The organism is Moritella sp. (assembly GCF_033791185.1).
Taxonomy (GTDB): Bacteria; Pseudomonadota; Gammaproteobacteria; order Enterobacterales; family Moritellaceae; genus Moritella.
Genome location: NZ_JASJHF010000001.1, coordinates 1 through 13,303 on the forward strand (window position 1 = coordinate 1; position 13,303 = coordinate 13,303).

General features: G+C 40.8%; 12 protein-coding genes and 1 pseudogene. 2 read left to right on the forward strand and 11 right to left on the reverse strand.

Annotated elements, in window-relative coordinates; genetic code table 11:
• Positions 1–38: 38 nt before the first annotated feature.
• From QNK26_RS00005 to QNK26_RS00020, 4 genes are all read right to left on the reverse strand, one after another.
• Entirely contained in the window at positions 39–1,766 is a 1,728-nt protein-coding gene (locus tag QNK26_RS00005) for an acetolactate synthase 3 large subunit (RefSeq protein WP_319220137.1), read from the reverse strand.
• A 358-nt stretch (positions 1,767–2,124) separates the two neighbouring features.
• A complete protein-coding gene (locus QNK26_RS00010; RefSeq protein ID WP_319220139.1) occupies positions 2,125–3,771 on the reverse strand; it encodes a putative bifunctional diguanylate cyclase/phosphodiesterase in 1,647 nt (548 codons plus the stop codon).
• A 219-nt stretch (positions 3,772–3,990) separates the two neighbouring features.
• Positions 3,991–5,799 (reverse strand): long-chain fatty acid--CoA ligase, encoded by a 1,809-nt coding sequence (locus tag QNK26_RS00015; RefSeq protein ID WP_319220141.1) that lies wholly within the window; start codon positions 5,797–5,799, stop codon positions 3,991–3,993.
• 214 nt (positions 5,800–6,013) lie between these two features.
• On the reverse strand, positions 6,014–6,163 hold the full coding sequence (locus QNK26_RS00020; RefSeq protein ID WP_319220143.1) for a 2-isopropylmalate synthase: 150 nt from the start codon (positions 6,161–6,163) through the stop codon (positions 6,014–6,016).
• A 249-nt stretch (positions 6,164–6,412) separates the two neighbouring features.
• Here QNK26_RS00020 and leuA point away from each other — a divergent pair, with 249 nt between their 5' ends.
• Positions 6,413–7,978 (forward strand): 2-isopropylmalate synthase, encoded by a 1,566-nt coding sequence (gene leuA / locus QNK26_RS00025; RefSeq protein ID WP_319220145.1) that lies wholly within the window; start codon positions 6,413–6,415, stop codon positions 7,976–7,978.
• A 36-nt stretch (positions 7,979–8,014) separates the two neighbouring features.
• Positions 8,015–9,112 carry a 3-isopropylmalate dehydrogenase gene (leuB, locus tag QNK26_RS00030; RefSeq protein ID WP_319220147.1) on the forward strand — a complete coding sequence of 366 codons (1,098 nt, stop codon included), beginning with the start codon at positions 8,015–8,017 and terminating at the stop codon, positions 9,110–9,112.
• A 142-nt stretch (positions 9,113–9,254) separates the two neighbouring features.
• Here the strand turns inward: leuB and QNK26_RS00035 are convergent, their stop codons facing one another.
• The 7 genes and pseudogenes from QNK26_RS00035 to ureC all read right to left on the reverse strand — a co-directional run.
• Positions 9,255–9,545: a PilZ domain-containing protein gene (locus tag QNK26_RS00035; RefSeq protein ID WP_319220149.1), complete on the reverse strand. Its 291-nt coding sequence runs from the start codon at positions 9,543–9,545 to the stop codon at positions 9,255–9,257.
• A gap of 161 nt (positions 9,546–9,706) precedes the next feature.
• Positions 9,707–10,327 (reverse strand): urease accessory protein UreG, encoded by a 621-nt coding sequence (ureG, locus tag QNK26_RS00040; RefSeq protein ID WP_319220151.1) that lies wholly within the window; start codon positions 10,325–10,327, stop codon positions 9,707–9,709.
• A 9-nt stretch (positions 10,328–10,336) separates the two neighbouring features.
• On the reverse strand, positions 10,337–11,014 hold the full coding sequence (locus QNK26_RS00045; protein WP_319220153.1) for an urease accessory protein UreF: 678 nt from the start codon (positions 11,012–11,014) through the stop codon (positions 10,337–10,339).
• Positions 11,015–11,047: 33 nt separating this feature from the next.
• Positions 11,048–11,542: an urease accessory protein UreE gene (ureE, locus tag QNK26_RS00050; protein WP_319220155.1), complete on the reverse strand. Its 495-nt coding sequence runs from the start codon at positions 11,540–11,542 to the stop codon at positions 11,048–11,050.
• 21 nt (positions 11,543–11,563) lie between these two features.
• Positions 11,564–12,433: an urease accessory protein UreD gene (locus QNK26_RS00055; RefSeq protein ID WP_319220157.1), complete on the reverse strand. Its 870-nt coding sequence runs from the start codon at positions 12,431–12,433 to the stop codon at positions 11,564–11,566.
• 4 nt (positions 12,434–12,437) lie between these two features.
• Positions 12,438–13,058: a HupE/UreJ family protein gene (locus QNK26_RS00060; RefSeq protein ID WP_319220159.1), complete on the reverse strand. Its 621-nt coding sequence runs from the start codon at positions 13,056–13,058 to the stop codon at positions 12,438–12,440.
• A 64-nt stretch (positions 13,059–13,122) separates the two neighbouring features.
• A pseudogene (gene ureC / locus QNK26_RS00065) lies at positions 13,123–13,303 on the reverse strand (urease subunit alpha); the annotation flags it as partial.

The window sequence follows — 13,303 nt, forward strand, 5'->3', positions numbered from 1 at the left end:
ACCCGATTCATTTTCTGTTAATACTGAAATTATACGTCTCATGATGTGGTTTTCTCCGTCTTACTTAAATACATCTCATCCATTGCGCCATATTTGATTTGCATCGGATATACATGTTCTTCAGGATCAATAATGATATCCATGAATACAACACGATTTTTATTTTCTTCCGAGAAGCACTCAGCAAAGGCCTTATCAAGATCTTCAGGTTTACTCACCTGAATACCAACGTGATGATAAGCTTCAGCTAATTTAACAAAGTCAGGCATAGACTCCATGTAAGAATGAGAATGACGGCCATCATAGAACATTTTCTGCCACTGCTTAACCATGCCTAGAGCACCATTATTCAGGGTAATAATCTTCACAGCTATTCCATACTGTAGACAAGTTGATAGTTCTTGAATATTCATTTGAATAGAACCATCACCGGAAATACAACATACTATTTTTTCTGGATTGGCAATTTTAGCCCCCATTGCCGCAGGGAAACCAAAGCCCATAGTGCCGAGACCGCCGGAGTTGATCCACTGACGAGGTTTATCATACGGATAATACAAGGCACCAAACATTTGATGTTGGCCTACATCCGAGGCAATAATCGCTTTACCATCGGTGTGTTTATATAAACTTTCAATTGCCGCTTGCGGCTTAATCGATGCTCCGGTTTCATAACTTAAGCACTTCTTCGTACGCCAGCTATTAACTTGCTCCCACCAAACCGCACGTTCTTTTTCATTCGCGGTCACATCCAACTCTTCAATAATATCAAGCATCTGTTCAACAACCACATCGATTGAACCAACAATGGGGATATCAGCGTGTACCGTTTTAGAGATTGATGTTGGATCGATATCAACATGAATTATTTTTGCTTCTGGGCAGAATTTATCAATCGCATTAGTAACTCGATCGTCAAATCGCGCCCCTAAACAAATAATAAGATCTGAGTTATGCATGGTTTTATTGGCTTCAAACGTACCATGCATTCCTAACATACCGATATTTTGTGGATGTGTACCTGGAAAGATACCCAGCCCCATCAAAGTATTCGTTACCGGTAAGTTTAACTGTTCCGCAAATTTCAGTACTTGTGTTTCAGCGTTAGCAAGAACGGCACCGCCACCAACATAAAGTACCGGTTTTTTAGCCGTTGCAATCGCTTTAACAGCTTTACGTACTTGACCTTTATGACCCGACTTTACCGGATTATATGAACGCATAGATACGTTCTCAGGATATTGGTACGGAAATTTAGCTAACGGGTTTTGCGTATCTTTGGGCAAATCAATGACCACAGGTCCTGGACGGCCTGTTGAGGCGATATAAAACGCTTTTTTGATAGCATCAGGGATGTCAGCAGCGGTTTTACATAAAAAACTGTGTTTTACGATTGGGCGAGATACGCCTATCATGTCCGTTTCCTGAAATGCATCGTTACCGATCATCGATGTAGGAACCTGACCTGATAATACAACTAATGGAATTGAATCCATGTACGCAGTTGCAATACCAGTAATACAGTTTGTTGCACCAGGTCCAGATGTAACTAGGACGGTACCAACTTTCCCTGTTGAACGTGCATAACCATCTGCAGCATGTACTGCAGCTTGCTCATGACGCACTAAAAAATGTTCAATTTGACTTGATTCGAATAACGCATCATAAATATCAAGAACAGAGCCACCAGGATAACCGAAGATATGCTCAATACCCTCATCTTCCAGTGAGCGGATTACCATTTCGGCACCAGACAACATTTCCATAAGCAGGCCCTCCCGGCCTATTTCCTAATTCTAGTTTGACAACTGTCTACGCTGTAACAAATCAGTTACAAGTTTAAACTTCCCATTGAATTAGATTTAACTTTATTTTTATTGGTTTATTTATTGAAATTAACAAAATAAAATCATCTTTAAAAGCAATATGAGAAATTAAATATCAAAAAAATTCATCATCATCACTTATAACGATATATTTCAGCCTAGAATATGAGGAAAACAAAGAATGAAAAAACTTCAACGCACTGATTTAAATGAAAATATCAATTTAAGAGGATTTATAATGTCATGGCGTATACTTATTTCAAAACGTTGCATTTAACAAACCACAAATTATATTTAGTTATGCTGATGGCTGGTCAATAGTTTCTATTACCGAATTTTCCTTTCTACTTGCTAACCACATATTTAACGTGGATAGCGACATCGGTTTTGCATACCAGTAGCCTTGAACTTTATAACAACCCTGCTTTAACAAAAATTCAGCTTGTTCAGGCTGTTCAATGCCTTCGCCAAGTAATTCTAACTTTAATGCATGCCCCATTGCACAAATACCTTTGACAATATTTTGGCTACGTTCTGAATCGACAACACCTTCAATAAAGCTACGGTCGAGCTTAATACCATAAAATTGAAATTTATGCAGATAACTAAAAGATGAATAACCAGTGCCGAAATCATCAATCCACAGCTTAATACCTAAATTATTCAATTCTCTTAATACGCGTAAATTATCAGTCTCGGCATTCATCAATGTGGTTTCGGTAATTTCAAAATGCACCTGAGTGGGTGTTAATGAATAATAAGCCAAAATGGCACGTACATTTTGCACAAAACCATGATCAGCAAGCTGCTGTGGGGCTATATTAATCGCAACAAAATAACCGGGGTTAGTTACCTGTAAAAGAGATAAATCACTGCACACTTGCTTAATGATCCACTGTCCCATCGGTACAATAAGACCGGTTTGCTCAGCCACCGGAATAAAATCATCAGGAGGCACCAAACCACGAATAGGATGATGCCAACGGATCAACGCTTCAAACCCCAATTCTTTTCCGGTTGATATATCAATGACAGGTTGATAATAAATTTCAAATTCACCATTGATAAGCGCTTGATTAAGTTCTTGCTCAAGGCGAACACGATATTCTAATTCACGCATATATTCAGGTTTAAAAAAGGCCACTCCATGCTTGCCAGACTCTTTGACTTTGTACATGGCCATATCCGCCTTTTTCAATAACGAATCACTGCACTCTCCATGTTCAGGGCTGATACTAACGCCAATACTGACACCAACAGAGATACACTCACCAGACAATTCAATTGTACGACGCACATTTTTCAGTAGTTGATTCAAGATTGGCGCAATATCTTCGGCTTCAGAAACCCCCATGATCAGGATAGCAAATTCATCACCACCGATACGGTAGACATTGGTTGTATACAAACTCGACTGTAACGAACGCTCTAACGACAGTTTAATGCGTTGCGCTATAATTGAAATAACTTGATCGCCGACGTTATGGCCTAAGGTATCATTAATATTTTTAAGATCGTCGAGATCCAAAATACATAATGCGGTATTACCTTTTCCCTCCACCATCCTGGCATCGAGCATTTCTAAAAATTTAAATCGATTTGCTAGCCCAGTGCCGTTATCTAAATAAACCGAGCGATCCAACTCTACAAATCGAATTTGTAATCGATATAATTCCGCTACTGATTTACGAAGGATTTGCTTATAGCGAGAAACTTGATAGAGGCAGAGTAAACTGATGGCACTCACAATAACGGTTATAACAACCGAGCTAGATAACTCGAGGGATGCGCGTTGTTGCTCTAATAAAAAGAACCATATTTTATCACTGCTAAATGCCAACAAATAGATACTATAAAAGAGCGTGACTAACACGCCGACGGCCATAAAAATGAGCATCCGGTTACGCCATCGAGAGGAGATTTTACCAGTGTTAAGCTTATCCATATTAGCACTATCCATTGTTACCAATCAGCTTATCTATATTCAATTAAGATTAGTTCAGATAAATAACAATGGTGTGAATATTTACGAGGTTGAGTAATAAATAGAAGAAAGTGCTAGAGTTATAAAAGATGGCTCAGTCATAAATGCGATCCAACCATAATAATCCCGTTGTCAGTCACTTAAAAGCTGCACAACAGGATTATATATGCTAGATGAAAATTAAGACTTTATATTTTTTCCTTTCTTAACAGTGCTATACATACTTTCAATTAAGCTACTGTAGCGCTGTTGAATCACTTTACGTTTTAGCTTAAGTGTGGGTGTTAACTCCCCTTTTTCATTAGTAAAAGGAGATGCCATCAGCTTAAATTTCTTCACTTGCTCAAATTTAGCCAACTCTTTCTGCATCTCTTTAACACGCTCATCAAGCAGTTCAACAATCTTAGTATGCTTAAGTAATTCAACGTATGATTCATATTTTAGATTAAGCGTTTTTGCATGCTCTTCAATGGCTTCCTGTGCAGGCACAATCAAGGCAGACGCATATTTTCTGGCATCAGCAAATACTGCGACCTGTTCAATAAAACGATCACGACCTAAGGTACCTTCAATTAACTGTGGCGCTATATATTTACCACACTCCGTTTTCATTAAATCTTTTAAGCGGTCGGTAATATATAAATAGCCATTTTCATCAATCGCACCAGCATCACCGGTTTTAAGCCATTCACCATCAAATGATTTTGCGGTTTCTTCCGGTTTATTATAATAACCACGCATTACCGTCGGGCTTTTGATCAAAATTTCATTTTCATGACCAAGTTTCACTTCAATACCCGGCAATACCGAACCGATAGAACCTAATTTATAGTCTTTAGAATAACAGCTAACAGTTGCTACTGTTTCTGTCATGCCGTAACCGTATTTGAGGTGGATACCAATTGATTGGAAGAATAAGTTCACTTCATCATCAAGCTTTGCCCCTGAACAAGGGAAGAAACGAACCTTACCACCAAATACAGCACGTAATTTAGTAAATACTAATTTATCCGCGATTGCGTGTTGCAGCTGTAATAATGGCGATACAGACGAACCCGCTTGTTTCGCCTCAAAGCATTTTTTGCCCACTTCAATAGCCCAGTAAAATAATTTTTTACGTGCCGCTGGCGCATTTTCAGCTTTATTCATCATGGTTGTATGAATTTTTTCATACAGACGTGGAACCGCGCACATCACTGTCGGCTGTGTATCAGCTAATGCTTTTTGAATACGAGCAGGATCTTTTAGATAGGTATTTTCAGCCCCCCAGAACAAAGCATTAAATGTCCAAATACGTTCAAATACATGACTCAATGGTAAGAATGCTAATGACACATCGCTTTCTTCCAAGCGAGTTTCTGGCTCATTCAATGCAAGTGCCGATTGAATATTAGTATAATCGAGCATTACCCCTTTCGGTTCTCCAGTTGTGCCTGAAGTGTAAATTAAGGTAACAAGATCATCCTTTTTAGCATGTTCAATACGATGAGCAAGCGCCATTGATGATGAACTACCCGGAGTAAACTCAAGCATGTCAGCATAAGCAATAACACGTGGGTCATCAGGTAATGTCACCGTCGACGAGAAGACAATAAGGGATTGCAGTGACTCACACTTATCAAGTAAAGGTAAAGCCAGTTTTAATTCCGCTTTATCACCAATAAACATACAAGTGATATTGGCATCGTTAATAATATATTCTGCTTGTGATAATGTACTGCTTGGATACAGTGGCACAGATACCGCACGGCACTGCTGCAGAGCGAGATCGGCAATTGTCCATTCCGGTAAATTATTTGACCAAATACCCACTTTATCTTGAACTTGAAGACCTCGATTAAGCAAGTTATTTGCCAGACCTTCAATACGCTCCCCCATCTGTTTCCAGCTGACACGATCCCAACCAGCTTTAGTTTTACTTTTAAGGGCTGTTTTGTCTTGATACTTTTCGATCCTATCTAGGATCTGATTTACGAAATGCTGACTCATGTCTATTTCTCATGTTAATGCTGGTTCTAATTCAACTCGGCTTACAGATGTAAGCCAGAGAGGGTAGCCTGTAAAATATCATTTGTAAATAAATGAGGATTTTATAACCTATTTAACACTAAAAAAGCCAATGATAACGTCATTCTTATTCATAACTGGGATTATAGCCGCAATTAATGACATCTTTAGTCATTACTAACAGTTAATTACGTCTCTAATGACTCGCTAAGTGTGACCAGTGATCTAATGGCTCATCACGGGTATTTTCAACTAAGGATATATCAATCCCCATCTCGGTTAACTCTTTTAATGTTAAATCATCAGCAAGCTCAACCATTTCACCTTGTTCATTTTTAAATAACATATCTCACCTCATTATAAATAAGCCTATTTTAAGTGTGGCATAGATCAAAGAAAGATCTAATTTCTCAGTGTAATAAAGTGACCTTAGCCCTCCTTGTATTGCGGTTTACATAATAGTGTCTCTGGCAATAACTGAGGATAAATTAATTGACAAAAAACAACCAAGCCTGTAATGATTAAGGCATAAAATTAATTTATACATATAGATGGCTAAAACGAGTCTATATAACGGCAAATTGAAGGATTCATAATGTCAGACCAGGTTATTATTTTTGATACGACCTTGAGGGATGGAGAGCAAGCATTATCTGCGAGCCTAACCGTAAAAGAAAAATTACAAATTGCCTTTGCGCTGGAGCGTTTAGGTGTTGATGTAATGGAAGTTGGTTTCCCAATTTCATCGCCTGGTGATTTCGAGTCAGTGCAAACAATCGCACGCAATATTAAAAACAGTCGTGTTTGCGCCCTTTCTCGCGCACTAGAAAAAGACATTGACGCGGCAGGTGAAGCGCTTTCCGTTGCTAAAGACTTCCGTATTCATACCTTTATTTCAACATCAGACATTCACGTTCAAAGTAAATTAAAGCGTAGCTTTGATGATGTACTCGCAATGGGTCGTCACGCCATCAAACATGCACGTAAGTATACTGACGATGTTGAATTTTCTTGCGAAGATGCAGGTCGTACACCTATCGATAATCTATGCCGTATGGTTGAAGAAGCGATTAAAGCGGGCGCGACGACGATTAATATCCCAGATACCGTTGGTTATACTGTGCCATCGCAATTCGGCGGTATCATTACCGACCTATTCAATCGTGTTCCGAACATAGATCAAGCTGTTATCTCGGTACATTGTCATGATGACCTTGGCTTATCTGTGGCAAATTCCATTGCAGCAATACAGCAAGGCGCACGTCAAATCGAATGTACTATCAATGGGATTGGCGAACGTGCTGGTAACTGTTCATTAGAAGAAATTGCCATGATCTTGCATACACGCCAAGATTTATTAGGTAAAACGACGAATATCAATCCACAAGAAATTTACCGTACTAGCCAGTTAGTAAGCCAATTGTGCAATATGCCGGTACAAAGTAATAAAGCCATTGTCGGTGCGAATGCATTTTCACACTCATCAGGTATTCACCAAGATGGCATGCTAAAAGCCAAAAACACCTATGAAATTATTACCCCTGAAAGTATTGGTCTAACGCAAAATAAATTAAACCTAACCTCACGTTCAGGTCGTCATGTGATCAAACATCGTATGACAGAACTGGGTTATAACGATAATGATTACAGTCTCGATGAGCTGTATGAGAGTTTCTTACAGTTAGCGGATAAAAAAGGCCAAGTATTCGATTATGACCTTGAAGCATTAGTCTTCTTTAATAATTTGCATGAAGATGAAGAACACTTTAAATTGGATTATCTCAGTGTGCAGTCGGGTTCAGGCGTCACTGCAACAGCGACAATTCGCTTAACATCACAGCTCGAAGCAGCTGGCGACCCACAAGCAACAACCGAAGCCGCGATTGGTAACGGCCCTGTTGATGCGGTATACAGATGTTTAAGCCGTATTTCTGGTTTTGATATCGATATTGCTAATTATCACATCACCGCAAAAGGTGAAGGTAAAGACGCGCTAGGACAAGTTGATATAGTGGCCACTTATGAAGGACGTAAGTTCCACGGTATCGGTTTAGCTACAGACATTATCGAGTCTTCGGCGCTAGCGTATATCCACGTAATGAATAATATCCATCGCGCCAATGCGGTAGAGCAACAAAAACTAAAAAAACAAACTCAATAATACAAATTTAATAATAAATAGAAAAGGCGGCTAAGGATGACTGTAACAAAACACAATATTGCTGTATTACCAGGTGATGGTATCGGTCCAGAAGTAATGGCGGAAGCAATTAAAGTACTTGCTGCTGTGCAAAGTAAGTTTAATCTAGAATTAACTTATGATTTTAATGATGTTGGCGGTATTGCGATTGATAATCACGGCACCCCATTACCAACAAGCACACTAACAGCATGTGAAAATTCAGATGCGATATTATTCGGCTCTGTCGGTGGTCCCAAATGGGAAGGACTACCACCACAAGAACAGCCTGAACGTGGCGCACTATTACCATTACGTGGTCACTTCAAACTATTTTGCAATCTTCGTCCTGCAAAAATTTATGCTGGTCTAGAAAAGTTCTCACCACTGCGTGCAGACATTTCAAACAATGGTTTTGACGTTGTGGTAGTGCGTGAGCTAACTGGCGGTATCTACTTTGGTCTACCAAAAGGTAACAAAGGCGAAGGTGCTGAAGAAACCGGTTTCGATACTATGCTTTATAGCCGAGCTGAAGTTGACCGCATTGCGCGTATCGCCTTTGAAGCAGCTAAATTACGTGGTAACAAAGTAACGTCTGTTGATAAAGCCAACGTACTCGCTACTTCTGTTTTATGGCGTAAAGTGGTACTTGAAGTAGCACAGGACTACCCTGAAGTAGAACTTGAACACATCTATGTAGATAACGCAGCAATGCAATTAATCAAAGACCCATCACAATTTGACGTACTGCTGTGCGGTAATTTATTTGGCGATATTATCTCTGATGAATGTGCGATGATCACGGGTTCTATGGGTATGTTACCGTCGGCAAGCATGAACGATTCTGACTTTGGTTTATACGAACCTGCAGGTGGTTCAGCACCCGATATCGCCGGAAAAGGCATTGCTAACCCCATTGCACAGATCTTATCTGCGGCAATGATGTTACGTTACTCACTAAAACAAGAGAACGCTGCACAAGCAATTGAGCAAGCGGTTTCATTTGTACTTGAAGAAGGCTATGCCACTGGCGATCTGCACAGTGACAGCAATACTAAACCAGTACAAAGCACTGCACAAATGGGCGATTTAATTGCCGCTAAAGTTAGCGCTTAATTAATCCAAAATAACTCATGCTGCGAATATTATTTATCTAAATAGCATGTATAGAAAAGGCCGAAGGTGATATCCACTTTCGGCCTTTTTTGTCTGTTGATTATCGACTTATTACCAAGATAAATGAAGTCAGCAAGCTAACTTAAGTTAAACTGGTAAACTCGACACCTATTTGATAATGATCACCACTATTATCGATACGAGTTACCTTGGCTTCTGCTTGCAGCGGAGGAACACGGCTATCACCTGTCGGTAGAAAAATACTCACGCTATCATTTAAAGAAAAATAATTTTCGGGTACATCTAACGACATACCACTGGCGCTTAAATCACGACAGATAGCGGTAATATTACGCTCTGCATCCGTCACCTGTACTGGCGAATCGATTAACATTCGGTGATAACTACGTCGTTCCAAATTAGCTTTTAGCACATTGATATCCTTCTTGTTGCTATAGTTCTTACATGCTGAGCAAGTTATAAATTATTCACATATCTGAATCATTCGTTTATTTTTTGAGTATAGTCATCATTTATTAACTCTGAATAGAACAAGGTGAATAATGCGATCTAAACGACTTTTTTGCTGACACTTCATTCGCAATCCAGCATGCCTTTATCAACAATAAAATCGATAATCTGTTGTAAGCCTATCTGTTTTTTCATATTAGCGAATACATAAGGCTTATCACCACGCATACGCTTGGTATCTTGCTCCATCACTTCGAGCGAGGCCCCCACATAAGGCGCTAAATCGATTTTATTAATGATGAGTAAATCGGAGCGAGTAATACCAGGGCCGCCTTTACGCGGGATCTTTTCACCTTCAGCAACATCAATGACATAGATCGTCAAATCTGCTAATTCAGGGCTAAAGGTAGCACTTAAATTATCGCCGCCACTTTCGACAAATACCACATCAAGGGTTTTGTGTAACTTGGCCAACTCTTCCACTGCCGCTAAATTCATTGATGCATCTTCACGGATCGCAGTGTGAGGACAACCGCCCGTTTCAACACCAATAATACGGTCTGCATCCAGTGCGCCTGCTCGGGTTAAAATTTTGGCATCTTCTTGGGTATAAATATCATTGGTAACCACCGCGATATTGTAAGTATCGCGGATCGTTTTACACAATACTTCTAATAATGCCGTTTTACCTGATCCTACAGGGCCACCAACGCCAATGCGTAATGGCTGTTTAAATTCTGTCATTGCAAATCCTTATGAGCGAAACAATCGCGTATATTGATGTTCATGTCGGCAGCTCGCCATTACCTGAGCGGGCGTAAAACTACCAATGTTTTGATCGTCTGTTGCTAATGCTTGTTGCACTGCGGCAGGTATCGATTCTGCTAATTTCATTAATAGTTGCTGGCCATCACTTTGCCCTAAGGGCACTAATTTAATACCCACAACGATGGTATTCTCTAACCAGCTCCAGAGATAACCCCCGAGTGCTTTTTCTATTGGAATAGCCCACTGATTAATCGCCAAGGCAAACGCAGCAAGCTGTGTAGTTTCAACCATTTTAGCGAGTTCGCTATCATCCAGTGATATGCCTAATCTTGGTAATAACCGTACAAATGCAAGTCCACGCTGGCGCTCTTCTAAGCGCATCTCTTTGGTTTCTCTGCTCGCCACTAAATAATCACACCAAGTCTGCGCCTGCTGATGATCATGATTGGCTAAGCACGTTTGTAAACGCATAAGAATGGGTAATTCAAGGCTGGCTACACTTTCTGAAATTTGTCCTGACAACCAATTGTCTAAGCTATTAACATCCGTTACCCAGCCTTTTTCAATTGCCCACTCAAGCCCCTGTGAGTAGGTAAATCCGCCCACCGGAAGCGATGGACTGATCAACTGATATAGCTTTAACTCAGCTAACATATTATCCATGCTATTACCTATTCGTTGATACGAGGATTAATTTTAATGTTCATGCTCATGCTCATGCGGATGAACATACTCTTCCTCACTACTATGGGAATGACCACCGGTGGTGCCGCCATATGCACCGGGTTCAGGCTGAAATGCGGCATCTTCAACCGTTACTTCTAAACCTAAACCAACCAACATTTCATCGAGTACATGGTCATGGATAAAACGGCACCAACCGGCTTCAACCTGCAATGGCACATGGCGGTTGCCTAAATGGTAACAACCGCGCGCAAATAAGGTTGGATCGTTACATCGTGCCGTTGAAACGCGCTCTTTAGCGGCAATGACTTGAACAACAAAATAGTCATCTGTCGTGAGTTGCGTACCATGCTCTAATAACTGCCCACGCGGTAAAAATAACCCCGCATCGCGGCCATCTTCAAGTTGCACTTTGAGCCTACTTTTGGTGCGCTGTAACATGGTCAAACACACATAAGCGTCAACATGATTAGCTGCTACGGTTAATATTTGCGTTAATTTGATCATTCATATTCCTTTATTATAAAATTACGTAGACCAGATCCTTGGTGCATCTGGAGTATAACCAAGCCAAGCTTCTCTGACCGCAGACCAAACCTGAACAAAGCTCGCCATCATAGGCTCTGTGTGTTGCCCTAAAGCGCGAACCACTAACAACCCTTCAAGTTCACTGGCGCCCAGTAATACCGCATCGCCGAAACGTACTTGTTGCTCATCAATTATCTGATTAATGCGCCTCACCAACGCATCATCCACAGGGCTAATATACAGACTGCCCGTCATAGAATAACCGCGTAATGAGGCCGCATATTCCAGCTGGGTTTTATTCTGTAAGCGTAGATTCTCAGCCAGCAGTAATTTACCGTCTCGAAAGATATGCGTCTGCCCTAATATTTGCCCATGGGTAAAGTCTTCCGCTAATACCGGACGGCCAAAGCACTGCATTTCCCAGCCGATAAAACGGGCATCACCGGTCAAATTAACCTCGGTACTCAACTTAACTTGCGCGCCGGGAAAGAAAATATTTTCCATCGGCAACCATTCAAGAAAAGCACCATCCGCAGCCGATAATTCCTGAGACTGCCAAGCAGTATCGGCATTACTACGATAGAATTTAGTCGCACCAGGCGTAGTTAATAATGCGTGAGATGCCGAATCGACATGAATATCATAACGCAGTTGATCGCCACCAACGACACCGCCTGGAGGATGCAACAGATAGGTATGGCAAGTTTCGCCTTCCGGATAAAAGGTTTTTTGCACTGCCAAAGGACCGATTTGCTGGCGTTCTAGTAACCGTGTTTTACCGCCCTTCATACCATACTTAAGACAGATTTCAGCGCGCCAGCCCTGATCACCATCAGGGCGTGAGAAGCGAATAGTCGACGGAATACTCATCGTACTATGCCCCTAGAAAAGCGACTAATGCTCCACTCAGTCCCAGCGATGGACTTAACCATTTAGCACTGACTTGACGGCCAATAACAGCGCCAAGTGTCAGTAACGCAGCCGCACTGATAAGCATACCTGGTACAAACTGTACTAACTGTGCAGCGGGCGCTTCGACACCGTGCGCCCAACCATGGAACAACACCATCATCACTGCAGCGCTCGATAATAAATTAACCTTTACCGTCACTTGCTGACTTTGTTTCCAAACCGCCACTGCAACAATAAATACCGAGGCTAAAATTAAGCTTTCCATGCCAGTTATCAGCCCTGTTAACGCACCAAAACCAGTTCCTATTAACATAGTGACTAACGCGCCAAGAATAATGCTGAGTTGTTTACCTTGCATTTGCGCCGCTAAAAAACCCACCCCCAGTAACATGATCAAATGATCTAATCCGGTTAATGGATGTAATAAACCATTGGCAAATGTACTCGCCATGAAGGTTTCAGTGCCGGTATGCGCCAATGCAGAACCAGAAAATATCGCAGTTGATAACGCGGCAATAAACATGACTTTTTTTGAAACGTTGGGCTTTGAGACGTTTTGTTTTGAGACGATTGATTTAAACATTATTTTTTCCTTAAAATAATTTACAACAAAATTTATACGTAGAAAGACTGACGATACCGACGCACTAAAATAGAAAATAACGTTGCGCCATCGGTAGCACAGTAGCAGGCTCACACACTAACAACTCACCATTGGCACGTACTTGGTAGGTTTGAGAGTCCACTTCAATGGTTGGTAACCAATCGTTTAATACCATGTCTGATTTTCGTAACTGGCGGCAATCTTTAACAACGCCAATCAAACTC